Source organism: Bacillus paramycoides (assembly GCF_038971285.1).
Taxonomy (GTDB): Bacteria; Bacillota; Bacilli; order Bacillales; family Bacillaceae_G; genus Bacillus_A.
In genome coordinates this window covers 4,209,830-4,234,555 of sequence record NZ_CP152427.1, presented here as the reverse complement: position 1 = coordinate 4,234,555, position 24,726 = coordinate 4,209,830, and the positions used below count along the sequence as shown (strand labels likewise).

At 35.2% G+C, this 24,726-nt stretch carries 28 protein-coding genes, 1 pseudogene and 2 other annotated features; of the genes and pseudogenes, 18 read left to right on the top strand and 11 right to left on the bottom strand.

What is annotated here, in order from left to right:
- Positions 1–122: 122 nt before the first annotated feature.
- From AAG068_RS21935 to AAG068_RS21900, 8 genes are all read left to right on the top strand, one after another.
- Positions 123–350, top strand: a complete 228-nt coding sequence (locus AAG068_RS21935) for a YrhC family protein (RefSeq protein WP_342715797.1) — start codon at positions 123–125, stop codon at positions 348–350.
- A gap of 157 nt (positions 351–507) precedes the next feature.
- The gene (locus AAG068_RS21930) at positions 508–1,455 is read left to right on the top strand and encodes an ABC transporter substrate-binding protein (protein ID WP_342715796.1); all 948 of its coding nucleotides are present in this window, start codon (positions 508–510) and stop codon (positions 1,453–1,455) included.
- A 5-nt stretch (positions 1,456–1,460) separates the two neighbouring features.
- Positions 1,461–2,489, top strand: a complete 1,029-nt coding sequence (locus AAG068_RS21925; protein WP_342715795.1) for a FecCD family ABC transporter permease — start codon at positions 1,461–1,463, stop codon at positions 2,487–2,489.
- Positions 2,476–3,294, top strand: coding sequence for an ABC transporter ATP-binding protein (locus AAG068_RS21920; RefSeq protein WP_342715794.1), 819 nt, complete (start codon positions 2,476–2,478; stop codon positions 3,292–3,294). Before AAG068_RS21925 ends, AAG068_RS21920 begins: the two co-directional genes overlap by 14 nt.
- Complete coding sequence (locus AAG068_RS21915; protein ID WP_342715793.1) at positions 3,258–3,656, top strand: ankyrin repeat domain-containing protein; 399 nt, start codon at positions 3,258–3,260, stop codon at positions 3,654–3,656. Before AAG068_RS21920 ends, AAG068_RS21915 begins: the two co-directional genes overlap by 37 nt.
- 307 nt (positions 3,657–3,963) lie before the next feature.
- On the top strand, positions 3,964–4,470 hold the full coding sequence (locus AAG068_RS21910) for a GNAT family N-acetyltransferase (protein WP_000469127.1): 507 nt from the start codon (positions 3,964–3,966) through the stop codon (positions 4,468–4,470).
- 56 nt (positions 4,471–4,526) lie between these two features.
- Complete coding sequence (locus tag AAG068_RS21905; RefSeq protein ID WP_048531313.1) at positions 4,527–4,985, top strand: GNAT family N-acetyltransferase; 459 nt, start codon at positions 4,527–4,529, stop codon at positions 4,983–4,985.
- 110 nt (positions 4,986–5,095) lie between these two features.
- Complete coding sequence (locus tag AAG068_RS21900; protein ID WP_151633631.1) at positions 5,096–5,473, top strand: MaoC/PaaZ C-terminal domain-containing protein; 378 nt, start codon at positions 5,096–5,098, stop codon at positions 5,471–5,473.
- Positions 5,474–5,506: 33 nt separating this feature from the next.
- On the opposite strand, the gene AAG068_RS21895 is transcribed toward AAG068_RS21900, so the two are convergent.
- Positions 5,507–6,052 (bottom strand): helix-turn-helix domain-containing protein, encoded by a 546-nt coding sequence (locus AAG068_RS21895; RefSeq protein ID WP_001020700.1) that lies wholly within the window; start codon positions 6,050–6,052, stop codon positions 5,507–5,509.
- A 157-nt stretch (positions 6,053–6,209) separates the two neighbouring features.
- Between AAG068_RS21895 and AAG068_RS21890 the strand changes: the two genes are divergently transcribed.
- Positions 6,210–6,614, top strand: coding sequence for a DoxX family protein (locus AAG068_RS21890; RefSeq protein WP_342715792.1), 405 nt, complete (start codon positions 6,210–6,212; stop codon positions 6,612–6,614).
- Between the two features lie 20 nt (positions 6,615–6,634).
- Entirely contained in the window at positions 6,635–7,492 is an 858-nt protein-coding gene (locus AAG068_RS21885; protein WP_342715791.1) for a VOC family protein, read from the top strand.
- Positions 7,493–7,508: 16 nt separating this feature from the next.
- On the opposite strand, the gene AAG068_RS21880 is transcribed toward AAG068_RS21885, so the two are convergent.
- From AAG068_RS21880 to AAG068_RS21870, 3 genes are all read right to left on the bottom strand, one after another.
- Positions 7,509–7,823: a 4a-hydroxytetrahydrobiopterin dehydratase gene (locus AAG068_RS21880; RefSeq protein WP_098667246.1), complete on the bottom strand. Its 315-nt coding sequence runs from the start codon at positions 7,821–7,823 to the stop codon at positions 7,509–7,511.
- Positions 7,804–9,558 (bottom strand): aromatic amino acid hydroxylase, encoded by a 1,755-nt coding sequence (locus AAG068_RS21875; RefSeq protein WP_342715789.1) that lies wholly within the window; start codon positions 9,556–9,558, stop codon positions 7,804–7,806. The genes AAG068_RS21880 and AAG068_RS21875 overlap by 20 nt, the downstream gene beginning before the upstream one ends.
- Before the next feature lie 161 nt (positions 9,559–9,719).
- Positions 9,720–9,947: a binding site (T-box leader), on the bottom strand.
- Positions 9,948–9,998: 51 nt separating this feature from the next.
- Positions 9,999–10,227: a binding site (T-box leader), on the bottom strand.
- Between the two features lie 69 nt (positions 10,228–10,296).
- On the bottom strand, positions 10,297–13,050 hold the full coding sequence (locus AAG068_RS21870) for a S8 family serine peptidase (RefSeq protein ID WP_342715788.1): 2,754 nt from the start codon (positions 13,048–13,050) through the stop codon (positions 10,297–10,299).
- 296 nt (positions 13,051–13,346) lie between these two features.
- On the opposite strand from AAG068_RS21870, the gene AAG068_RS21865 reads away from it, so the two are divergent.
- On the top strand, positions 13,347–14,585 hold the full coding sequence (locus tag AAG068_RS21865) for a TolB family protein (protein WP_342715787.1): 1,239 nt from the start codon (positions 13,347–13,349) through the stop codon (positions 14,583–14,585).
- A gap of 41 nt (positions 14,586–14,626) precedes the next feature.
- Here AAG068_RS21865 and AAG068_RS21860 read toward each other — a convergent pair whose 3' ends face one another.
- Positions 14,627–14,749: a DUF4023 domain-containing protein gene (locus AAG068_RS21860; RefSeq protein WP_000071861.1), complete on the bottom strand. Its 123-nt coding sequence runs from the start codon at positions 14,747–14,749 to the stop codon at positions 14,627–14,629.
- 70 nt (positions 14,750–14,819) lie between these two features.
- On the bottom strand, positions 14,820–15,158 hold the full coding sequence (locus AAG068_RS21855; RefSeq protein ID WP_342715785.1) for a phosphoglycerate mutase: 339 nt from the start codon (positions 15,156–15,158) through the stop codon (positions 14,820–14,822).
- Between the two features lie 122 nt (positions 15,159–15,280).
- On the opposite strand from AAG068_RS21855, the gene AAG068_RS21850 reads away from it, so the two are divergent.
- The 3 genes from AAG068_RS21850 to AAG068_RS21840 all read left to right on the top strand — a co-directional run bounded on the left by AAG068_RS21850 (position 15,281) and on the right by AAG068_RS21840 (position 17,251).
- The gene (locus tag AAG068_RS21850; RefSeq protein ID WP_342719802.1) at positions 15,281–15,931 is read left to right on the top strand and encodes a histidine phosphatase family protein; all 651 of its coding nucleotides are present in this window, start codon (positions 15,281–15,283) and stop codon (positions 15,929–15,931) included.
- An 18-nt stretch (positions 15,932–15,949) separates the two neighbouring features.
- Positions 15,950–16,486: a delta-aminolevulinic acid dehydratase gene (locus AAG068_RS21845; RefSeq protein ID WP_342715784.1), complete on the top strand. Its 537-nt coding sequence runs from the start codon at positions 15,950–15,952 to the stop codon at positions 16,484–16,486.
- Between the two features lie 264 nt (positions 16,487–16,750).
- Positions 16,751–17,251 carry a DoxX family protein gene (locus AAG068_RS21840; protein ID WP_342715783.1) on the top strand — a complete coding sequence of 167 codons (501 nt, stop codon included), beginning with the start codon at positions 16,751–16,753 and terminating at the stop codon, positions 17,249–17,251.
- Between the two features lie 41 nt (positions 17,252–17,292).
- Here AAG068_RS21840 and AAG068_RS21835 read toward each other — a convergent pair whose 3' ends face one another.
- Positions 17,293–18,177: an alpha/beta fold hydrolase gene (locus AAG068_RS21835; protein ID WP_342715782.1), complete on the bottom strand. Its 885-nt coding sequence runs from the start codon at positions 18,175–18,177 to the stop codon at positions 17,293–17,295.
- Between the two features lie 15 nt (positions 18,178–18,192).
- A complete protein-coding gene (locus AAG068_RS21830; RefSeq protein WP_342715781.1) occupies positions 18,193–19,026 on the bottom strand; it encodes a GNAT family N-acetyltransferase in 834 nt (277 codons plus the stop codon).
- Positions 19,027–19,287: 261 nt separating this feature from the next.
- On the opposite strand from AAG068_RS21830, the gene AAG068_RS21825 reads away from it, so the two are divergent.
- Positions 19,288–20,673, top strand: coding sequence for an alkaline phosphatase (locus tag AAG068_RS21825; protein WP_342715780.1), 1,386 nt, complete (start codon positions 19,288–19,290; stop codon positions 20,671–20,673).
- A gap of 54 nt (positions 20,674–20,727) precedes the next feature.
- Positions 20,728–21,195, top strand: a complete 468-nt coding sequence (locus AAG068_RS21820) for a hypothetical protein (RefSeq protein ID WP_342715779.1) — start codon at positions 20,728–20,730, stop codon at positions 21,193–21,195.
- A 77-nt stretch (positions 21,196–21,272) separates the two neighbouring features.
- Here the strand turns inward: AAG068_RS21820 and AAG068_RS21815 are convergent, their stop codons facing one another.
- Positions 21,273–21,923, bottom strand: a complete 651-nt coding sequence (locus tag AAG068_RS21815) for a GTP pyrophosphokinase (RefSeq protein WP_000456225.1) — start codon at positions 21,921–21,923, stop codon at positions 21,273–21,275.
- Between the two features lie 337 nt (positions 21,924–22,260).
- Between AAG068_RS21815 and rpmG the strand changes: the two genes are divergently transcribed.
- Positions 22,261–22,410, top strand: coding sequence for a 50S ribosomal protein L33 (rpmG, locus tag AAG068_RS21810; protein ID WP_001265617.1), 150 nt, complete (start codon positions 22,261–22,263; stop codon positions 22,408–22,410).
- Between the two features lie 53 nt (positions 22,411–22,463).
- Here the strand turns inward: rpmG and AAG068_RS21805 are convergent, their stop codons facing one another.
- Together AAG068_RS21805 and AAG068_RS29985 are read right to left on the bottom strand one after the other, a co-directional pair.
- On the bottom strand, positions 22,464–23,300 hold the full coding sequence (locus AAG068_RS21805) for an IS3 family transposase (RefSeq protein WP_428846006.1): 837 nt from the start codon (positions 23,298–23,300) through the stop codon (positions 22,464–22,466).
- A gap of 38 nt (positions 23,301–23,338) precedes the next feature.
- On the bottom strand, positions 23,339–23,659 hold the full coding sequence (locus tag AAG068_RS29985) for a transposase (protein ID WP_428845974.1): 321 nt from the start codon (positions 23,657–23,659) through the stop codon (positions 23,339–23,341).
- 162 nt (positions 23,660–23,821) lie between these two features.
- Here AAG068_RS29985 and AAG068_RS21800 point away from each other — a divergent pair.
- Positions 23,822–24,719: pseudogene (locus AAG068_RS21800) on the top strand (YcdB/YcdC domain-containing protein).
- The last annotated feature ends 7 nt before the right edge of the window (positions 24,720–24,726 follow it).

Genomic DNA, 24,726 nt, shown 5'->3' with positions numbered 1-24,726 from the left:
TATGAAAGAGCCGCCATAAAGCGGCTCTTTTTCTTTTGGAAAACATCTCCCAGAATGGCTGTATTTACTTGTCTTTAAGTGTAATAGAATATGATACAGTTAAATGGAGGAGTGAGAATATAATGAAAAAATTACAAGAAAAAATAGAAGATTATACTCGTTTCGGACAAATTCTTCTCGCTGTAAGTACATTGTTAATGGTTGGCTTATTGATTCCGAATGAAGCAAAAGAAACAATACAACCTTTTGTTATGATGGGGAGCATCGTTATATTTTTAAGCTTATCCTTCTTTTTCTTTCAGCGTGTGAAAGTGATGCAAGACGAGTTAGAGGGAAGCGAATGTGAATAATATAGATAAATAGAGCGTTGCAAAAAGAAGAAATCTTTTTTGTAACGCTTTTTGTTTTTTCTAGAAAATGTATGCGGTTTATATTGACAATGATAATCCTTATCAATTAAAGTAGAATAGTGGTTAATGATTATCATTATCAGTTAGAGGTGAAAGAATGAAAAAATCTATTACGCTATTCACAGCGATTTTATCAATTTTTTTCTTATTAATAGGTTGCAGTGCAAAAGGAGACGAAAAAGCGTCTGCAACAAAAACAGAAAAAGGAAAAGAGGAAATTGAAGTTACCGATCTGTCAGGAAGAAAGGTAACATTCGATAAAGTGCCAGAGAGTTTTGCAACATTAAGTATGGGAGACATGAATATTATTCACGCTTTAGGCGGGAAAATAGTAGGTCGTCCGGATGCAAAAATAACTCTTCCAGAGGATGTAAAGAAAGTACAAGTAATTGGAAATGCGCATCAGCCAAATTTTGAGCAGATTGCTAGCTTAAAGCCGGATGTACTTATTGCTAACAATGGATTCCAAAAGAACATTCCAACGGTTGAAGGCCAAGGGACGAAAGTAATGATTTCTTCTGCGAATTCCGTACAAGATATTCAAAAGAATATTGAACTGTATGGAACGATAATGAAGGAACAAGATAAAGCGAAAGAACTTAACAAAAAAATTACGGATCAAATGAAGACATATGAGAAAAAGAGTGATGTGAAAGCATTGCTAGTGTATGGAGCACCGGGTACTTATTTAGCAGCATTACCAACATCTTTATCAGGTGATATTTTAGAAAAAACAGGTGGGAAAAATATTGCAGCTGATTTTCCAGAAATGAAGGAATATCCGCAATATGCGCAGCTAAGTGTAGAACGTATTATTGAGGCGAATCCAGATGTGATTTATTTAATTACACATGGAGATCCAAATAGCGTTAAAAAAGCATTTGAAGGCGAAATGATGAAAAATGAAGCGTGGAAAAACTTAAATGCAGTAAAGCAAAACCGCGTAGTTATTTTACCACCTGACTTATTCGGATCAAACCCTGGAACAAAAGTCACAGAAGCGATGGATTTTATGTATAAAAGTATACAAGATGTAAGGAAATGATAAGTATGGAAAGTAGTGAAGTTGTGAGGGAAAAGGAACATCCTTTTGCGAAAAAAAGATGGATAATAGCAGTTACTTTAGGAGTATTAACCATTCTAGGTCTTTTTTATGGTCTTTTCGCAGGAAGTTTGTCCTTTTCTTTACGAGATATTCTAATAGGTATACAAGATGAGGGGTCGACAGTTCATCGAATTGTATGGGACCTTCGTATACCGAGAGTGCTCGTTGGATTTATAGTAGGAACATGTTTAGCGGTATCTGGTGCATTGCTGCAAGGGGTTATGAGAAACCCTCTTGCCGATCCTGGTATTCTCGGCGTTTCATCTGGAGCAGGACTTGTAGCAATTGTAATTATGATTTTATTTCCTCAGCATATGGCTTTTTTACCGCTCGGGGCATTTTTAGGGGCTTTCATAACGGCGATGGTTATTTATGCTTTATCATGGCAAAAAGGGGCACCGCCTTCAAGAATTGTCTTAGTAGGTGTATCAATCAATGCGTTAATTGGTGCAGCGACGTCAGCGCTAATGTTATTACATAGTGACAAAGTACAATCTGTGTTACCGTGGTTAGCGGGCGGCATTGGTGGTGTAAGCTGGGCACATTTAAACATGATTGTTTATTATGCAATATTCGCTATTATATTAGCCTTCTTTGGTATTAAGCATATTCGAGTGTTAATGCTAGGAGATGAAATGTCGAAGTTATTAGGTCATAACGTGGAGAGAAGCCGCTTTTATTTAATAGTAGTAAGTACGTTATTAGCTGGCATTGCAGTTAGTGTTTCTGGTCTTATTGGATTTGTCGGTCTTGTCGTACCACATATATTACGTTTATTAGTTGGAAATGACTATAAATATTTACTGCCATTATCATGTCTTGGCGGAGGAATATTACTTGTTTTCGCGGATGCGATAGCTCGGAGTTGGTTCGATCCAATTGAATTGCCTGTTGGTATTTTATTATCCTTCTTAGGCGGTCCGTTCTTCTTATATTTAATTCATAGGGGAGGGAAACAGAGTGATTTCCGTTAACAAAGTGTTTTACGCACATTCTGAAAGATTTCAAATGCAAAATATGAATGTACAAATTAAAGCTGGAGAGGTTGTTAGTTTAATTGGACCGAATGGATCGGGGAAATCTACTTTGCTTCGTTTAATGGCAAGGCTACTTAAACAAAGCGAAGGAGATATCATTTTAGATGGAAAAAGTATTCATACGATGAAAAGTGCCGATGTAGCGAAGCAATTAGCGATGTTACCACAAATGCATGATCATCAATTAGATTTAACAGTGAAAGAATTAATTGAATTTGGAAGAGGTCCTCATAAATCATGGAGATATCACTTAAATAAAGAAGATGAAGAAATTGTTGATTGGGCATTGTCTGTTACAAATCTTGAAGGGTATGAATATCGCCTTTTACAATCTTTATCAGGAGGAGAAAGACAACGAGCCTGGATTGCAATGACGCTAGCACAACGTACAAATGTCTTATTATTGGATGAGCCAACAACCTTTTTAGATATCGTGCATCAGTTGGAAGTAATGGAACTTGTGAAACGGTTAAACGAGGAGTTTGGTATGACAATTGTAATGGTTTTACATGATATTAACCAAGCGGCTCAATATAGCGATCGTTTACTCGTGTTAAAGCGAGGGAAGCTTCAGTATGACGGTATACCAGAAGAAGTGTTATGTCATGAAATGTTTCAACGTGTGTTTGGCATCGAGGTAGATATTTTTCAAGGAAGCGACAAGCCATTTTTTACACCGAAACGAATTTCTAAAGGAGGAGCAAGATGCGAACAGAACAATGTATTATTACCACTCAGTTAATAAGGGAATTTGTTATGGCAGCTCACGGAGATTTAGAAAAAGTACAAGAACTGTTGGCTGAATCGCCAAGCTTACTTCATGCCTCTTACAATTGGGGAGGATCAGATTGGGAAAGTGCGTTAGGAGCAGCGGCACATGTAGGTCGTAAAGATATTGCGCTTTATTTATTAGAAAAGGGCGCTCGAATGGATATTTTCGCGGCTGCTATGCTTGGTGAATTAGAAGTTGTACAAGCTATTTTGGTAGCACAACCAGAAGCATTACGTGCATCTGGTCCACATGGTATTTCCCTTCTTCAGCATGCACGAATGGGTGGAGAAAAAGCACAGCGTGTATTTGAGTATTTAACAGTGCTCTCTTAATAACCGCAAAAGTTCTTATGTGCGGTAAACTTTTCACTTTCATATAATTGAAAAGTTTACCGCCCGTTAGAACGGGATAAGTATCTAGTATATTTGAAAATCCTACACCCCCCTCAATTGTAGTTTTCTTTATGCTAGTTATGATATGGATGCAGTAGACAATATTTGTCTACTGCTTTTTTTATTCTTCGTGAATTGAATATTCTGTATTTTAACGTTTGTTCATTTATAATGGATAGTAACATTTAGTATATATCCAAAACATGATCGTGTAGGTAAGTACAAATTCGTGGGAAGGAGTGCAGACATGTTTCATACAGATCGTTTACAAATTCGCAAATATACAATGGATGATTTACAGTTCTACGCTTCACTATGGGGAAATGAGAAGGTAATGCGCTATATTGGAAATGGGACGTTAAAAACATATATGCAATGTAAAAAAAGTTTGGAGGAATGGGTGATTCCTAGCTATAAAAACGGTCTCGGTTTATTTGTATTGATTGAAAAGGAAACGGGAATACGAATTGGTCATGCAGGATTAGTAAAGCAGCAAATAGATGGAAAAGAGGAAATTGAAATTGGTTATTGGCTATTGCCTCAGTATTGGGGAAAAGGGTATGCGAAAGAAGCAGCGGCAGCATTTCGAGACTATGGCTTCCAAGCGTTACGAATGAATAAGTTAATTTCTCTTATTAATCCGGACCACCCCGCCTCCATCTTTGTTGCTAGAAAAACTGGGCTTAGTTATGAGAAGACAACTTCATTTCATGGGATGGATGTTCTCGTTTATTCCATTAAGCGAGTTGGGTGAAAAAAGGTAAATTGCATCTTTTGAAGAATGGTATATAAAAATAAAGGGGGGATTACATGTACATTTATCATAATGGACTTATTATTCGCGAGGGAACGAATGGTGTACCTGCATATGCAATTAAAACCTTATTCGAAGATGCCGGTTGGAGCAATGATAATATCCCTTCTTGGCAAATTGAAAAATTTACGATAGCATTTGAAAATTCAACATGGGCATTTACGATATGGGATGAAGAAGAGATGGTTGCGATGGTTAGGGTCATTTCTGATGGAATCATGGTCGCGAACATAGTAAATTTAGTTGTGAAATATGAGTATAGAGGGAAGGGATTAGGCAAGAAACTTGTCGCTCTTTGTTTGCAAAAATTGCCACATGGCGACTGGTTTGCACATACATCCGCGAGTAATTTTGATTTTTATAGAAGTTGTGGTTTTGAGGTGAGAGAGTTATCGAGAAATGGAACATGTGCGTACTATGGGTATCAAATAGCAAAAAAAGATGGGCACCGATAAAGAGAAAAAGTAGCATGGAAAAAGCCCGATATTTTAATAATATAAACTGAACTAAGACTCATTTTATGATAAAATGAAAGAAAATTCTGTTTATTATTAGGGGGATAAAAATGAGTATAAAAGTTGGGGATGTATTTAAATACGAAAGAAGATTTACTGAAGAAGAGGTTTTTGAATTTGCAAATATTACAGGAGATAAAGGTAGACATCATATGGAATATGATGAAAATGGACGTTTAATGGTTCATGGTTTATTGACTGCTAGCATTGGAACGAAAGTAGGAGAAGAATTACATTACATAGCAAGAGAATTAGTAAGTGAGTTTATTAGACCAGTTTTTACAGGAGATACGATCACTTGTGAATTAACTTTAACAAATATTGAACAGATGGAAGGATACAAAAAGGTTTCAATCGAGTCAGTTTATCGCAATCAAGACGAAAAGACTGTACTAGTTGGGACAAGCTATGGAGTTATAAGGGGATAAAAAAGAAGCCTGATTTGCAGGCTTCTTTTTTATTTAATAAACACGTTTTCGATTTTCTGCATGACTAGAGATGAGTAATAACGCAGTTTCTTCCCCTATATTACGAACGATATGAGGAACACATGCATTCCAGGAGAAAGAATCACCTTCTTCTACAATTGCAATATCTTCCCCATGTTGAACTTCTAGTTTTCCGCGTAATACAAGGTGACATTCTTCCCCTTCATGCGCATTTGGTGTGTTTTCTTTCGGAAACCCAGCAGGAATTTCTACAAGATTGAGACGAAGGCCACCTTGCTCTGCAACATGCTCAATTCTTTGTTCATCTTTTCCGTATACACTGTATTTACGCTCTACTTTTTTAACAACTTTCAACCGATCTTTTTGTTCTAATAATAAATAGGGAAGGGGAACGTTTAAGAAATTGGAAATTGTTTCTAAAGTTGAGATAGATGGTGATGTTTTATTATTTTCAACCTGACTCATAAATCCTTTAGAAAGACCTGTTCCCTCACAAATTTGTGCGATTGTTATGCCTCTACGTTGACGAATTTCACGTATTGCAGAACCAATATTCATAAAATCAAGCTCCTTTTTTGTAAACAACTATTTGTATCATAGCAAAAAAAATATATTTTTTCCCAGTGAAAATGAATTGACGAATAAAAAAAATTAGTGTATGTTTTGTAATGTAAATAAAAGTTTTGTATAAGAAAACTATAAAGGAGAGAAAGAAATGAATCAACATATTGGTAACTTAATTATTCGTATCGTGTTAGGGGTAACGTTCTTTATGCACGGTTTAACAAAATTCCAATCGGGGATTGACAATATTGCAGGGTGGTTCACAAGCATTGGTTTACCAGGAGGACTTGCATACGGTGTAGCAATAGCAGAAGTAGTTGGTGGTCTATTATTAATTCTAGGTTTAGGTGTAAGATATATTGGATTATTATTTGCACTTGTTATGGTTGGAGCAATCATAAAAGTAAAGTGGTCAGCTGGTTTATTAGGAGATGGAAAAAATCCTGGCTTCGAATTAGAGCTTGCATTGTTAGCGATGGGTGCTTACTTATTTGTTGCGAAAGCAGACGGTTTTGTAGATAATTTCTTAAAAGAGAAAATGTCAAAGAAGAACTAAATGAAATGGGGGCTAACAAGATGAGTTTTCAACTTCATCCCGACACAACACTTGATGTTGTTCATTTATATGTATCAAATGTAAAGAAATCACTAGAGTTTTATACAGAAGTACTAAGTATGAAAGTATTAAAAGAAGATGAAATGGTCGTTACATTTGGGAATGAAAATAACGAACCACTCCTTATCATTGAAGAAAAGAAAGAAGCCTTACCAAAGCAAAGAGGGAGAACGGGGTTATATCATTACGCAATTTTATTACCGAGTAGACAAGATTTAGCGAATATTCTTCGTCATCTTGTAGAAATGGTATATCCACTGCACGGCGGAGCCGACCATTACTTTAGTGAAGCCCTTTATTTAGCTGATCCAGATGGAAACGGGATTGAAATTTATCATGATCGTCAAAAAGAAGTTTGGCGTGATGAGAATGGAGAACTACCATTTGTTAGTAATCCGTTAGCTGGCGAAGAATTATTACAGCAAGGAAGTGCGTGGAATGGATTTCCAGCTGGTACTGTGATGGGACATATTCATTTCCATGTAGCTGATTTAGAAGAAGCAAAACGTTTCTATGTGGATGGTCTTGGTTTTGAAGTGACAATCCCAGCTCGTAATGGCGCGTTGTTTGTATCGGCAGGTGGCTATCATCACCATATCGGTTTAAATACGTGGCAAGGTGAAGGAATACCACCGCAAATGCCAAATTCCGTTGGCTTGAAATATTTCACAATTGTATTAGCGGATGAAAAACAAAAAGAGCAAGTATGTGAAAGCTTAAAAAATATTGGCAAGATTGCTACGTACAAAGATGGAATATTACAAGTAGAGGATTCATTTGGACATTGTATTCATTTCAAAATAAAAGGAGAAGCCTAATAAAGGCTTCTCCTTTTTACTTTCTTATAATGGCTTTTTCATTTTGGACAAATAGTTTATCAAATTGCTTCGCAAGCTCAAAATCGAGTTTCGTTAAACCTTTTGCATTCCAAGAGGACAAAGTAATAATGACTGCTTTATACTGGATAAGGATAAATGGATGGTGATTATGTTCTTCTGATAGTTTGGCGACTTCAGACACAAATTCGACTCCTTTTAAGTAGTCGGAAAACATATATTTTCGTTCAATCCATTTTTCATCTTTTATCATCCATTTATCTACTGTCAATAATTCCTCTTGAACTTCTTCCTCAGTTAATCGTAGCATCATTTTTCACATCCTTTACAGGTAATAGTGCAAGACCATTGTTAATAAGACGTGTTACAGCTTCGTTAGTTGTAAAAGTAGAAAGTTGTTGTAATAAAGCTGCGGAAGTTTCATGCCCTTTGTTATGCTCTAAAAGCAATTCTAATATTTCAAGGCGAAGCAGCCATTCTTTCGCATAAAATTTATTTAATACCTCTTGAATTGCCACTAGCTGTTCGATATGAGCTTCGTGTAAAATACCTTCATTTCGAATATCACGAACTGTTTGATACATACGATCTAGTTCAGTTAATGTAAGAGGTGTTGGAGTTGCTTCTATTTCTTCATCAGCAGGGAAAAATGATGCCGCATCTGCAGCTCCTGGGAATACAGAAGTAATTGTTGAGCCAACAGCCATATCAAAAGCACCCCATGAAGCATCAAATAATAAACATTCTTTATAAGTAACGGTACAATCGATAAAGGAGATAAGAGCAATCTTTTTATCATTTTTTTGAATTGCTGTTACCGTTCCATTTACATGGATGCCACTTGCAAAAGTAAATGATGTTTTATTTCCAATTGTAATTCCTAATGATTGTAATTGTTCATCTGTACAATTTTCTAATGCAATATTTTCAGTAAGTAACCCAATCGGTGTTCCAAAACCATCACTGTGTACAGAGGTAGAATGATCCGCTAGTTGTTTATTATGAATGGCTAATGCAGTTGGCGAATTTGTACGCATGTAAATCACTTCACCTGCATCGTTTTTAATTGTCTCATTGAATGTACCAGTAATTTGTAGCCCACTACTTAGCTCAGCAGTTGCATAGTTTTCAGAACGAATTGCTTTTTCTAATCCTTCTTTACCACCTGTTTTAAAGGCCATTGTTTCAGAAAACTTTTCAAGTGCTTCTGTTAGTTCTTCAAAGGATTCACAAACAAATAGTTGAGGTTGCATTTTTGTTACATCATAAGTTGTTCCAGTACATGCTTCTATAGAAAATGGAACCTTTTCTACAGCGTCAGTTAAGCAATGTTTGCTTTCGCCTACAGAGGAAAGGAGACCAGCGCCATATATCTTTGGATCCTCTATACTTCCGATTAAGCCATATTCTACTGTCCACCAGAAAAGCCTTGAAATTTGTTCCGCTTCTGATAAGCCAGAAACTAAGTTTTGTTTTTCAATTACAGCATTTTCAGCAGCTGCAACTTCTTCAGGTGTAGAAGTTGGACTTTCTTTTACGATTGTTAATGTACGAACAGCTTCAAACGCATCATGTTCTTCTTTTGTAGAGAAAGCTTTTGCTCCAATTTGCCCAAAGCGTTTTACATACTTTGCATATGTAGGATCAAGTAAAATTGGTGCGTGGCCTGCAGCTTCGTGTACAATATCTGGAGCAGGTGTATACTCGATGTTTTCTACTTTGCGAATATCTGTTGCGATTGGTAATAATCCGTGTCCTTGAAAATCGAAGAAGGCTACGCCAGGAATAAGCCCGTCAATCGTTACAGCACCCCAGCCGCTTGGTGCTAAACACTCATTCATTTCTTCTACTTTTGGAATTGCATCTATATTAATACCAGATGATTGTAATCCGTTCACATAGGCTGGATGAGCAACGTCTTTTAAGAAACTATGATTTTGTCTCATAATGTAACGCCACACAGCGTGATTCACCGGTGTGTATTGATCATAATGCTGTGTGGATACGAATGGTTTTAAATGCGATGGAATTTTTGTTTTCTTTGTCATTTAGACATCCTCCTTTTTTTAATAAAATTAAGTATCGGTTTCGTATAGCTTGTATCACCCCCTTTCAAAATTGTAAGCGCTTATAAAATTTTATCATAAGATTCGGAATTATTTAACATTTGTTTCTGTAAGAAATAGAAAAATCCCCTATCGGAAAATCCGATAGGGGCGAAAGAATCGCGGTACCACCCTATTTGTAAGTGAAAATATACTTACATCTCAATTAATGATAACGGAAAAACTCCGTCTTTTCCTTCATGCCTATAAGCATTACGAAAAAGAAGCTCCAGAATTGTAATTCATACTTATATATGTGCTAATTTCCACCGACCATTAGCTCTCTGTAACAGGGATATAAGATACTACTGCGATTCTTTCAACGCGTATATTATGAAATTATGTAAAAGGATGGACGCAAAAAAGTCCCTATCGGAAAATCCGATAGGGACGATAAAAATCGCGGTACCACCCTATTTGTAAACAAGTAATTGTTTACCACTCACTTTAAGATAACGGAAAGATCCGTCTTTCTCTTCATGCATAAAAAGCATTACGGGAAAGAAGCTCCAGAATTGTAATTCACGCTTGTATATGTACTGATTTGCACCAACCATCAGTTCTCTGAGACAGGGATATAAGTCGCTACTGGTATTCCTTCAAAGCCGATATATAATTCGTTCAACTAAACTATGTTTTGTATTATAAAACTATATTAAAAAAATTGTCAACAATAATTTTTTATTTCACATCTAAATCAACATTTAAATTAGATGTATTTCCAGCTGCATCTGTTGCTACAATGTGAATTGTATTTTTACCTTCTTGTAATTGAGTACGATCTAAATAAATGTCATAGCTTTTCTCCCAAGGGTTCAGGAATGCTTGTTCCCATACATCATTTCCGTTGATTTCATACTGTAGTCTCACTGGAATTCCAGGTGCTACCCAACCAGATTCTGTCATCCAATCTAGTAGAATATCGTCAACTTTCCCTCTAATTACGAGATTTTCTTGATCCACTTCATGCGTCAATTTCGGTGCAGTTCGGTCAATAAATACAGCCGCTGTTTGTTTCGTTTCCCCGCCAGAATTAGAAGCAACAGCTTCAATTTGATATAAACCATCCGCTAGTGGTGATCCATCTACTTTGGTACCATTCCATTTGAACGGTTTATAACCTGCTGTTTCATTTTTACCTTGATAAATCATTCCTTGGTATGTCACGCGTTCTTTTGTAACTAAGTTAGCGTGTAACGTTACATCTTCGACTGGAGCAACTAAATAGTAATTGATAAGATTATCATCTAATAGGTTATCGCCATTTGGACTGAAAGTAGAATTAATAATTTCGAGTCCATCTATACGCTTGTAATCTTTAGGGTCGATACTAAATGTAAATGGAATTCGAATTTCTTCTTTTAATCCTTGCTCTTTTACGTATACATTTCCAGTATATACACCTTGTGGTAATGAGCTATCGACAGTAATAGTCAATGGTTTTTCAGTACTACTATTCGGCTGTGTGCTAATCGATGAAGGCACAGAAGTTTTTACTTTTGTTTTTGTATTTGCATCTAGTAATTCTACACGAGTTGAAAAGCTTTTCTTTTTATTAGAAAGATTTTGTAACGTAATATTTTGCGTCAGTTTTACTTTACCACTGTTTGGCTTAATAAGACCGAAGCTGATATTGTTCAGCTTTACTAATACATCTGTTTGAGCTGCTTTCGGAATGTTAATTAAACCAGACCCTTGTGTCATAATAGGATACGTATTTTCATTTACATCTTTAAAAGTTTTTGCTGTATTGGCAAGGGATGCTTTTAATTGCTCTGTCGTCCAATCAGGGTGCATTTGACGCAATAGAGCAACCGCTCCAGCTACTCGAGGTGCAGCCATACTTGTACCATTATGAGATTCATAGCCGCCTCTCGGTACTGTACTAGTAATTTGTACGCCAGGTGCAATTATATCTGGTTTTATAAGCCAACTTCCTTGTGATGGACCTCTAGAACTAAAGTTAGCAATCAGTTCAGTTGGATTTGGTTGGCCAATGTTTATATTTTTCTTACGTTTTGTAATTAAGTTTTTTAATTCTTCACCATTTGCATTTGATAACTGCATAACAGGAAGATCTAGATTTTCACGCATAAAATATTCTGGCATAATATTAATTTCTTTTTCTGTAGAAATTAATAGTACACCAACTGCACCAGCTTGTTTCGCTTGTTCTGCTTTTACTAACGTACTAGAAGTACCTTGTAAAACAAGTGCAAATTTCCCTTTCACATCTTGTTTTGCATAATCACTTGGATTACCATAGCCAACGTATACAAGAGGGGAATCATTTCCTATTGGGAAATCGTACTTTGATAACGGTAACCCTTGATATGTTTTGCTGGAACCAGCTACTTGGAACGTTGGAAACGGGATAGAAACAGTAGATGCTCCAACTGATCTAACGCTGCTTGCATTTCCAGGTGCATCAACAGACCAAGGGTGTGGGCCATCATTTCCATTTGAAACAACTGCAGTAACCCCAAGTTTTGCTGCACGTTCTAATGTTAATGTTACAGGCTGATCAGGTGTATTTAAGCTTTGTCCAAGAGATAAATTTAAAACGTCAGCACCGTCTTGGATTGCTCGTTCAATACCTTGAATAATATCTTCTGTTGTACCAGTTCCACCATTATTCATTACACGATAGGCTAGAATAGAAGCATTTGGAGCAACGCCTTTAATTTTTCCGTTACCAGCAATAATTCCAGCTACATGAGTACCATGTACGTTACCATCCATTGGATCGTTATCTTCATCAACTGTGTCATATCCACCGATATAATTTGCTTTTAAGTCAGGATGTGTATAGTCTACACCAGAGTCGATAATCGCTACTTTCATATCTTTTCCATCAAGCGGTTTGCCAGATGGGTCTTTTAAATTCCATGCTTCAGTTGCACCAATTGTCGGTCCGCCAATATTTGGTGCTTCTTCATTAGTAGTGCTTTTTGATGTTTCATGTAATTTATATGTTAAGTTCGGGTAGACTGCTTTTACTTCGGGTAAAGAAGCAAGAGCGGTAATTTGATCTCCAGGAACTGAAATAGAGAATCCGGAAAATAACGTATTATACACTTCTTTAATTTTTGTACCAGGTGCTTTTTCTTTTATTTTCTTAGTCGTATCTTCTTGTGCTTTTTTAAGCTCGGCATGATAAGACTGTGCATTATTATTTTGTAAATCTGGAGCATGCTGAATGTTACTTTGTGAAGCGAGTGGAGCATGTTGCAATTCTACAATGACTGAAATTTCTTTTGATGTTTTTGTTTCAACATTTTGCGCAATTTTATTTTCTCCCCATTGTTCAATATTTGCTTTTAACTGTGGGCTAAATTGCTTTTCCTTTTGCAGCGATTCAGCATGTGCGCTTAAAGCTCCAAAACTAGAAAAGACGAGCGCCATACTTAATAGTGTAGATGCAGTTTTTTTCATTGAAACTCCCCCTAATAAAGAGTGTCAATATTCCGAAAAGTTATCTTACATTTTTATCGTAAAATATAAAATCGAATGTTGGCTAAACTATATTTTCGACATAATTCATACTAATCCTCTTTGAATTAAAAATTTCTTGGGGAATTTTTTGGGATTATGTCGAATGACTAATATTCAGCGAGGAAGGCCCATTCTTATTGGGGATAAATCCACAACAATTCTGCAATTAATAAGGAGTGAAATTCGCATATAGTAAGCGGAATATGAGGAATGCTATAAGGAGAATGGAGGAACGTATGAAAAAAATTATCGTGAGTAGTAGTGTGGGTTTATTCATTTTTATATCTTCAATTTTTAGTGCTAGTGCGGAACATAATGGGGCGAAAGTTGCTTTTATTCGTCATCATGACCTTTGGATTAAAGTTGATGAAAAAGAAAAACAAATAACAAAAGGTGAGTACATAACAGGACCGAAGTGGTCTCATAATGGAAAATGGATTGCCTATGCTAAAGGAAAGAAGCAAAACACTTTGGAATTGTACCGACTGGAAGATGGAAAGAAAGTTAGACCATTTCAATCTGAAGTATCAAATTATCAATGGTCACCGACAGAGAATACTATTGCATTTATATTTATGAACACATTAAATACGTTTGATGTCCAAAAAAAGAATGCAGATTTTGAAAATGTATCGGCTGGTGTAGGTGATTATGCATGGTACCCCGATGGAAAGAACTTTCTTGTATCCTCAGAAGCGCACTTACTTCCAACAGGATGGACAGGGGCTCAGCTATATGAAGTGCAAAAAGATGCACATATGAATCCTCACAAAATGAAGCATTTGTATGCATTGCCAAATGAACATGATGATTTTCTAGCGCTAGTTGCAAGTGGCTTTAAGTGGTCACCAGATCAAAAGTGGATTTCATTTTTAGCAGTACCGACAGCTTCATGGTCAGCTGATAGTAATACGCTTTGCTTAGTTCGTGCAGATGGCAGTCGGTTTGAAAAAGTAGATCAAATGTTATTAAACGCACAATGGTTTCAATGGGCACCATCAAAAAATATATTGGCTTATATTGAAGGGAGCGGAAGAGTTGCGTTAGAGAATAAACATTTAAAAGTAAAAGAACTGCCAGCACTTCAGCAGAACACATTTACGCCACAAGGATATGTTGATTGGGATTTTGCATGGAAGAACGATAAAGTGATTATCGTTTCACGAGCAAAAGAGGCAGGGATAGAAACTCCGCCAGAAAAAAGGCCACTACCATCTTTATATGAAGTTGATAGTACAAGTAATGCGCAGCATCAAATCACAAAGCAAACTAATAAGCAAGGGGATTACCACCCGATCTTCATGAAGAAGAGTAAGCAATTAATATGGATACGTTCAGACCGTAAGAAAGCAGATGTATGGCTTGCTCATAAAGATGGAAAGCATGAAATGAAGTGGATTGAAAATATAGATGTACCAGAGTGGTATTACGAGAAATGGAATTGGGAAAATGTTATATCGGTGAAAGAAGAATAAAAAATGTGCCTAAAAGATCATTTTAGGCACATTTTTTAATGTTATTTATGTGTTTTATTTGGCTTCTTTTTCGCTGGGTTTCCGTTCCCCTGACGTTTTCTATTTTGTTCATCTTTTGCTTGTTTTTCATGCAGTGTATCTAAAAAATCATTCGAGTTACTCATTTTTCTATCGCTCCTTTCATCTTGTCCTAATTACTATAACCATTTAGGAGGATAATCATGAGATAAAAAGTTAAGCACTTAGTTTTCTTCGATAGTATACGTAAAATATGCCATACGTAATAAATAGCATAGATAAAATTTGTAACTCTACATTTTCTTTTAAAATAGTTGCGACAGAAGTTGGTAAGTAAGGTGATGTATTACTCGTTTCTATACCTAACCATTTGTTTAAGAGATTAATGGTACAAAACATAAAAATACCAGACCAGCTTGCAATAATTGATTTCTGCTTAATTTTTGTTTCACGTTCATCATCTGTAATCCAAGGATTAGCAGTTTTATCACTGCTAAAAAATCCGTTTATATATCCCCATATAATCATGCCAATTAAGATGGTTATCCATTTCATATGTATGCTTCTCCTTTCTCTTGTAAAAAGTATTTTACATATACAATTGTAATTTTTTTCAATTTGTTGTGTCAAATCTTTTTTACATATCGGTTTTGTATATAGCAGGAATAAAGGATTAAATAGGGAAGAAATATGTAAGAGGATTTCATAGTGAGAGGAGGATGGGTATGAAACTTATCTTTGTTCGGCACGGTGAAGGAAAACATACAAAAGATTTGCCATCAAGTCTACAAGTGCTTCATCCACCATTAACGGATGAAGGAAGGAATCAGGCTAAATTACTTCAATGCAATGTGCCATTGCAAGAAACGGATATATTAATTGCTAGCCCTACACTTAGAACTTTACAAACGACGACAATATGGAGTGAGAAGAGAGCTTGTCAAAAAATCGTCCATCCATCTGTATCCCCACGTATTTTTCCTTATCGGGAAGGAGCGAAAACATTACTATGTGACCACATAGTAGATCAGGGGATAATAACAAATTTATTTCCACATTTTTCGATAGAGAAAAGTACAAATAAGCAGTTATGGACGGGAGGTATAAATACTATTTCACAGAATCGTTTTCGGCAAATAGTAGATGAATTTCTTCGTTGGTGTTATGAGATAGGCGCTGAAAGAATTTGCATTGTATCTCACGATGGGACAATTACAGCATATAGGCAATATTTACAGAAAGCCGTTTTAACTAGAGCTGATTTTTTGCAAGAAACGGGTATATATGAAATGGATGTATCGCTTGAAAGTTTGATGGATGAGATCTAATGATAGGATGGAGGGTGTATGTTGAATGTTGCACTAGTAGTTGGCTTTAATTCTGATTTAGAGGCGCAATCAATCCGGGCATCACTTGAATATTTTGGGGCAAAAGTTATAACATACTGGATTGGTAGACCGAAAGAGTTCATCGATATTCTTTCTGGAAAGGGTTTATATAATGATATCGATTATGTTGTCCTTTGCTTTCATGGTGAGGAAGGAAAGTTTGTGATGGAAGAGTTAGGTGAAGATATATATGAACAAAATGAACCGAGGGGATACTTTGGTACAGCAGAAATTTATAAATATGCAAAATTGCATAATACACATATTGTAAATAGCGGGTGTACGTTAGGGGAGAGAAAACTGGCAGAATCTTTCTTACGTAGTGGGGCGGAATCTTATATTGGATCGATAGATTATGTAGATGGGAATGCGGCACTTATGTTTACAATACGCTTATTTTACGGGCTTATTAGCCATGAAAAAACGTTAGGAGAGGCTTTTGAAGAAGCGCGGTTAATTGATAAAGAGACACATACATTTCGATTATATAAGTAGTGTGAAACACGTTTATTCTATATTCGAATAAACGTGTTTCACATTTAACTCACATTTTTTTTACATTTTTTTCAATGAAAATGATTATCACCTATGGTATGATATGTTCAAGTTTTTACAGGTAATAAAAGTTACTATATAAACGTTAGTATTTAATGTTTCATACACATGTCACGAATTATTCATAATTAACATTTGAAAAATAAGTAACTAATGTTATTATATTATATGTAACTAACTTAATTACAACTTTAGGAGGAAGATATGGTTATTCAATTTTTAAGAGAAAACAAAGCTGTTTCTTTTGTGTTAGCGGTAATTCGAGTGTATCTTGGTTACACATGGTTAATGGCTGGAATCGGTAAACTACAAGGAAAAGGATTCGATGCAACTGGTTATTTACAAGGTGCAATTGAAAAATCTAAAGGAGCACAACCGGCTGTTCAATCTTGGTGGGCATCATTTTTACAAGATTTCGCAATTCCAAACGTTGATCTATTTAATACACTTGTAACGTGGGGAGAAATTTTAGTCGGAATTGGTTTAATTGTAGGCTGTTTAACAAAAACAGCGGTCTTTTTCGGTCTTGTAATGAACTTTTCCTATATGTTTAGTGGGTCAATTGGTGTGAATCCTGAAATGCTTATTCTATCGATGTTCGTTCTAGTTTCTGGTATGAATGCTGGTAAATTTGGAATAGATGGTTTCGTTATTCCGAAAGTATTAGGTTCAAAAACTCAAAAACGCCAAAAGCAAGCTGCTTAATATATGAAAGCGGGTATCTCAAAATGAGATACCCGCTTATGTTATTTTTCAACTTTTATTGGATTGTCCTTAAAGAATTCTTTTACATAACCTAAAAATTCTTGTGGTTCTTGACGAAATGGTGCATGATAACCTTTTTCGATAATATGGAAAGTACTATTTTTTAAGAATTGATGATACGTTTCTCCTTCTTTCCAAGAAACGCTACTATCATTTCTTCCCCATATAATTAAGGTTGGTTGTTGTATTTCATTTGCATTGATTTGAAGACGTCTCGGCCATAATTTCATTTTATTGTAATGCTCTTCATCGTTACGTTTAAATTTCACTTTGCTCTCATCATAATCTGCAATAGCAGAAACGGTATTTAAATCGGTCGACAATTGTGGTTTTGGTGACCCTTGTTTATTAACGAGTGTATGAGGACCACCTGTAGCATCAGTTAAAATAAGGTGGGTAACGGCTTCAGGATATAAATAGGTTAAATTAAGGGAGATTTCTCCGCCCATTGAGTGTCCTAGTATCGCAAACGAATCATAACCTAGTTTTTTCATTAATTTATAATACAAATTTGCATGGGTTGGGAAAGAATAATAAAAATCCATCGGTTTAGATGAGCGTCCGAATCCTAAAGCATCTACAGAAATAATTGTATGATCTTTTGCTAAGTCTGAGGAAATCTTTTGAAAACCATCTGATGATCCTCCAAATCCATGGATCATAAGTAAAGGTGGCTTTTCGTTACCAATCTGCTTAAAGTAAATGGTTTGACCATCTATTTCCACCATCTTTTCCTCGGTAGCTAGTTTCGCTGTAAGTGTATTTTTAACTTGTTTTACTTGTTCTACTGGCTTTTCTGCTGCACTACATCCTACTAATAGTGTAAGAGTAAGACAACCTACCATAAAATAGCTAAATCGCTTCAATGAGGTGTCCCCTTTCTAACATAACGCTGTATCTATCATAGCAAATAGCATATTACGATTTCCAGGAAGTTGGCTACCATTTTTTATCATAAGAGGTGAAAGGAGCGTTTCTTGGAATTTTTCTGTTTGAAGAAATTTACGAAATGAAAATTGTGAATGTGGGACATCAATCCTTACTGTGCCACTCCAACATTCACAGATTTTCTTGAATAATTGAATAGCATCCTTCCCTTGCTTTGCGATAAGTGGAGTGACGCATAATATATTTCCTTTTTGTATACATAAGGAAAAAGCTTCTATACAGTTATTTCTCTCAATTTTAAAAGAGTGGCTCGTTCTTGGTAATAGCGATGAATAAAGTAAGGAACGATTAGTACCAGTTGTAATTTGATCGAGAGAAATAAGTGAGACAAGATCTTGTTCTTTCACTTGTTGCGTATGAGTAATACGTGTTTTAGTAGTTTGTTTCTCAAAACGATGAATCGTTGTTACTGTTTTAAATCCGCATGATGTATAAAGAGGCTCGCCAGCTTCTGTTGCAATAAGTGCAATTGGTTGTTTTGGGTGAGTGTGTGCTAAGCAATGATTTAGCAAAGTTCGCCCGATGCCCTGGCCTTGAAAATCAGGATGGACGATTAACATGCCAATAGTAGAAAAACTATCTTTAAAAGGAAATACTCCTCCAGTTGCAATCAGTTTATTGTCATGCATATAACCGATAAGTGTACCAAGAGAAAAGTACATTTCGAATTGTTCTTTCATAAATGTTTTCTCTTGTAACCATCCAACAGCTTTACAAAGGTCGAGTAGATCAAAAATAAAAGATTCATCTAGCTGTATTGTTTTCATAAATGCTCACCACATTTCTATTAATTTTGATGAAAGTAGATTGAAAATGTTAAATAAGAGATTTACGTTAAATGAAATCCAACTTGTTTATATTTTAATTGTAAAGGGGAAGATGGTTGATATGAAAAGACAAAGTTATACAAATTATAACTGATATTTACATAAGTTAACAAAAAATTTACATATAACTAATTTTCTCTTAACAGTATTCTATTAAATTTGGTAGTGGGAAATGAATAACCTAATTAGGGGGACAAGACAGTGAAAAAGTTTGTGAAAAAAGCATGGCCATTTGCAGTTGTGGCGTCGTTAGCAGTTACTTCGGTAGCAACATGGAATTTTACACGTTCTAGTGAAGTGAGTGCAGATGAGAGCGGAAGCAATGCAAAGATTAAAAATGTCATTGTATTAATTGGGGATGGTATGGGCCCTTCATATATGACGGCTCACCGTTATATGAAAGATAATCCAAAAACTTTTGAGATGGAATCTACAGAGTTTGATAAACATCTTGTAGGAACACAAAAGACATATCCAGAAGATGAACATGAAAATATCACAGACTCTGCATCAGCAGCAACAGCTATGTCAGCAGGAATTAAAACATATAATGCGGCAATTGCAGTTGATAACGATAAAGCAGAAGTGAAAACTGTTCTTGAACAAGCGAAAGAAAAGGGGAAATCAACGGGACTCGTTGCTACTTCTGAAATTACACATGCCACACCAGCTGCTTTCGGTGCGCATGATATTAGTCGTAAAAATATGGACGCAATTGCAAATGATTATTTTGATGAGAAAGTAAAAGGGAAGCATAAAGTAGATGTTATGCTTGGCGGCGGCGTAAAAAACTTTGTTAGAAAAAATCGCAATCTTACAGAAGAGTTTAAGAAATCTGGTTATAGCTACGTAACAGATCGAAATCAATTGTTAAATGATAAAAATGATCAAATCCTTGGTTTATTTGCACCAGGTGGTTTAGATAAAATGATTGATCGTACTGATAAAACACCTTCATTAGAAGAAATGACAAATGCAGCAATTGAGCGTTTGAACAAAAATAAAAAAGGTTTCTTCTTAATGGTTGAAGGAAGCCAAATTGACTGGGCAGGACATGATAATGATATCGTTGGTGCAATGAGTGAAATGGAAGACTTTGAAAAAGCATTTAAAGCTGCGATTGAATTTGCGAAAAAAGATAAAAATACGTTAGTTATTGCAACGGCAGACCACGCTACTGGCGGGTTATCTTTAGGGGCAAATGGCGAGTATAACTTTAAAGTAGATCCAATTAAAGCTGCAAAACGCACACCAGACTTTATGGCAAATGAGATTGCAAAAGGTGAAAATGTAGAAGAAACATTGAAAAAATATATTGATTTACAATTAACACCAGAAGAAATTAAAGCGGTAAATGATATTGCTCCTTCAAAAGATGTAACAAAGATTGATAATGCGATTGAAGATATTTTCAATAAGCGTTCGGTTACAGGATGGACAACAGGTGGTCATACAGGAGAAGATGTAAACGTATATGCATTTGGCCCTGGTAAATACTTGTTCTCTGGCGTTCAAGAGAATACAAATATCGCTAAACGTGTCTTTGATATCGTTGGCGGTGGCGATCCGAATAAAGGAAGACGCTAATTATAAATGAAAGTGAGGCGAAATGCCTCACTTTTCTTTTTAGGAGATGGGAAGATGAGGGCTTTTTTCAGAGGGATAGGATCCCTTCTAATAGGTGTATTATTGCTAGTTGGATGTCAATCCAAAGAGAATAAGATAGAACAAAAAGCTACTACTACAAAAGCTGAAGAAAAGGTACAAATAACGAAAGAAGAAGAGAAAAAGATTCAAGATGTGATAGAGAAATTTGTACGGACGACAAATGAAAAGAATCTTGCTGAACATATGGAGTTATTTTCAAAGAAGATGCCTAGTGCTGAGGATTTAAAAACGCAAAAAGAAGCAGCTTTTCAAAAGGGAAATAAGAAAATTGAATTGGAACATATAGACATAAAAGCTAGTAAAGCAGGGTATGTTGTTGTTGAAACAAAGGAAAAGGAAATAGAGGGAGAAGTCACTCTTCAGAAGAAAGTACAGTATGCGCTTGGAAAAGAAGAGGATGGATGGAAAATTGAAGAGGTTCGCACGATAGGGAAGAAATAAATTGAAACTTTAATCAGGGAGTCTTCCTGTCTGTAAATAGTGAAATTAAAAAGGTTCTCATTGGCGAGAACCCTTTTTTATAGTGGTAACATAATTTGATTTGAGCATGCTTCGATATCATCAATATCTTGGCGAATGGTTGCCATTTTATTATCAAGATCTTCAGCTTTCATCGCTGCATCATGTAGTTCATCTTTTAAATACTCAGGTATTTTCCCTTCATATTTATAGTAAAGTTTATGTTCTAAACTTGCCCAAAAGTCCATTGCAAGCGTACGTAATTGAATTTCTGCAAAGACTTCTTTTGTACCAGAATTCAGTGATAAAGGATATTTAATAATCATGTGTAAACTTTTATAGCCATTTTGTTTTGGGTTAGCAATATAATCTTTTACTTCTATGATTTCCATATCTTCACGTTTTTGAATGACATTTTTTAAATGATAGATATCTTCTACGAAGCAACATGTAATACGAATGCCGATGATGTCTTGTAAATGCGTTTGTGCATTTTCAACTGTCGGTAATAAATTTTTACGCTCAAGCTTTTTAATAATACTTTCAGGCTGTTTTAATCTTGTTTTTATATGTTCAAACGGGTTGTAATCCTCTAAAAATTGAGCTTCCCGGTTCATAATTTCAAATTTAGTTTTTAACTCTTCTAAAGCAAATGTATATGGTAGTACAAAAGCTTTCCAGTAGTTAACTGTTGATTGATTATATTCCATTTATATACACACCTTTTCCTATTTACAAGTGAGGTTGTTATTATACTAAATACCAAAGCATATAAGCGCAAGCGGCAAATGATGAGATCATAAAACGATATTTAGTTTTCATAATTTCAGCTCCTTTCGAGTAAAATTCTATATAAATAAACGTGATTGTTAATAAGTTCACTATGTACAATTCCTATAGTAATAGATTCGTGTGAATTTCGTATGAACTAATTGTTTCAGCTTCTTGTCTTTTTTTGCAATTGACAAATAGAATGAAGTTATATAATATTTAAATCGTAATCATTACGTTTTAGTTTGCGATCTTTAAAAGAAAGGAGAATTATATATGCGTGTAAATATTACATTAGCTTGTACAGAGTGCGGTGATCGTAATTATATTTCTAAAAAAAATAAACGAAACAATCCAGAGCGCATCGAACTAAAAAAATATTGTCCACGATTAAAGCGAGTAACGCTACACCGTGAGACGAAGTAGAAGACTAGAGATATCTTGGTCTTATCCCTGTCAAGTAGACAATATTAAAAAGACTAAGCAGCCATCGAGATTCGATATTCTATCGGAGCTCGATGGTTGAGTCGTTTTTGGAAACGTTTATAGTTATAAAAATAAATATATTCTTCAATTGCTTGTATTAAATCCGCTTCTGTTTTAAAATGATTCAAATACAACATCTCCGATTTAAAATGGGAGAAAAATGACTCGATACAGGCATTATCATGGTAGTTTCCTTTGCGAGAGTGGCTGCCAATGATACCTAAATCTAAAAGTCGTTTGTTGTAGGCATGAGATGTGTACTGGAATCCCTGATCTGAATGGAGAATGGTTCCACGCACATCTCTTTTTTGTGCCAGCATTTCAATTGTATCTAATACAAGTTCATTATCATTACGCTTGGAAATTTTCCAAGAAACAACTTCGTTATTATAAATATCTTGTACAACAGAAAGATAGCGGAAGCCCTCTTGAAATCGTAGGTAGGTAATGTCTGTAACAAGCGCTTCATTTTGCTGGCGATCTTTGAATTCACGGTTTAAAACATTTGGAAAAGTATTAGAATAATTCCCTTTAAAGAAGCGACGCTTCTTCCGAATAATAGACTGAATGTTGAGCGCACTCATTAATCGATATACTTTTTTGTGATTTATAAAATAACCCTCTTCTTGTAAAGCGATTTTCATACGTGGATAACCATATTCTTTGTGCTTTACGTGAATAGATTGAATTACCTTTTTTAATCGTTTATCGGATTCTAGTCGCGTGTTGTTCACACTTTTTGTATGAACCCACTTATAGTAACTTGAGCGATGTACATTCGCAAAATTAGTAAGCCATATAACAGGATATTTTCTCTTTAGTAATTCAATGATATGATATCGTTCTTTATATTTTAGTACGCCTCCATTTACAGATTTGGATACTGCTTTTTTAAATATTCAACCTGAGCCTTATAGTAGTCACGCTCTTCTTCAACAGTTTTAAAATGAATCCGTTTGCCTTTTAAAGGGTTTGGTATACCTTTCATTTCACTATTTTTTCCACGAGTATCTGTAATTTCACCACATTCTTTATACTTTTTCACCCAATTTTTAAGTTGTGTAGAGCTTCTAATCTGATATTTCTCCGCTATCATATCGTAGCTTCCCTCACCGTTTAAATAACTTTGAACAGCTGATACCTTTATCTCATTTGAGTATGTATTAAATGTTGTACCTTTTTTAGCCATGAAAAATCCCCTCCAAGTAATAGTGTAACATCCATGTGTATACATGGTCTTTTTCACACTGTCTACCTAAAGGGGATAATATCATCTCTAGTCTTTTTTGTTTATATTTTTTTGGTTGTGTTTGTTATAATTACCTTAAATTGTAATAAAGAGAGCAGTATGATGAATCAAAAAGATAAAGAAAGAAAAGAGCAAGTGGCTCATATGATTGACATTTCAGATGATTATAGGCTTGTAGTAGACGATCAAGAAGGCGTAGATGACCCGTATCATCTATTATGGTGGGAGCATAAAGAGGATGAGGAGAGAACGATACAAATTACGTTGAATAGCCATACTGGTAATTTAATAGAGTTTAGGATAGATGATAAAAATTATTTTTCGAGTGATAAGGAAGCGATAGAGGAAAAGAAAGCAAGAGAGATTGCAAATGTATTTTTGAAAAAATATACAAATGAATGAATTTTTTAAGAAGCATTTACCGATGTTAAAATATAATAATTTTGTTTGCATTATGAATGATAAATCTACGAATGAATTAACTGGTTTTATAAAACTGACGGACGATAAAGAAGTAAAGCAAATACTGTCTAGAGAGGAATGTTTACAAAAAGCACTTCAATTTTTGGAACAAGTTATTCTAGATGTCACACAATATTTACGTCTTTGGGAAGAACGTGAAGAAGCGGAAGATAGAATTGAGAGATTCTCCTTTTCAATATATGTAAATAATATTCATGTAGAGGGAAAATATATTATGATCAATATTAATACAGAGAATGGTGCTGTGATGCATTATTCAGGAGAATCTAGCAATATTATAAAAGAATTATTCACATATGAAACAACACCAAAAGTAACAAAGGAAAAAGCGTTAGAAATATACAGAGGCGCCATGCGAGTTCATTTAGAATGGTTTTTAGAGAATGATGTAGAGGAAACGAACTACGAGTTACTGTATAAACAAACAACGGATGAAAATTATAAAGAATCCTTCGACCATAATCGAGAAATTCGTTATATTGATGCGCATACTGGGGAGAAAATTTGGAGCAAGTAAAATAAAA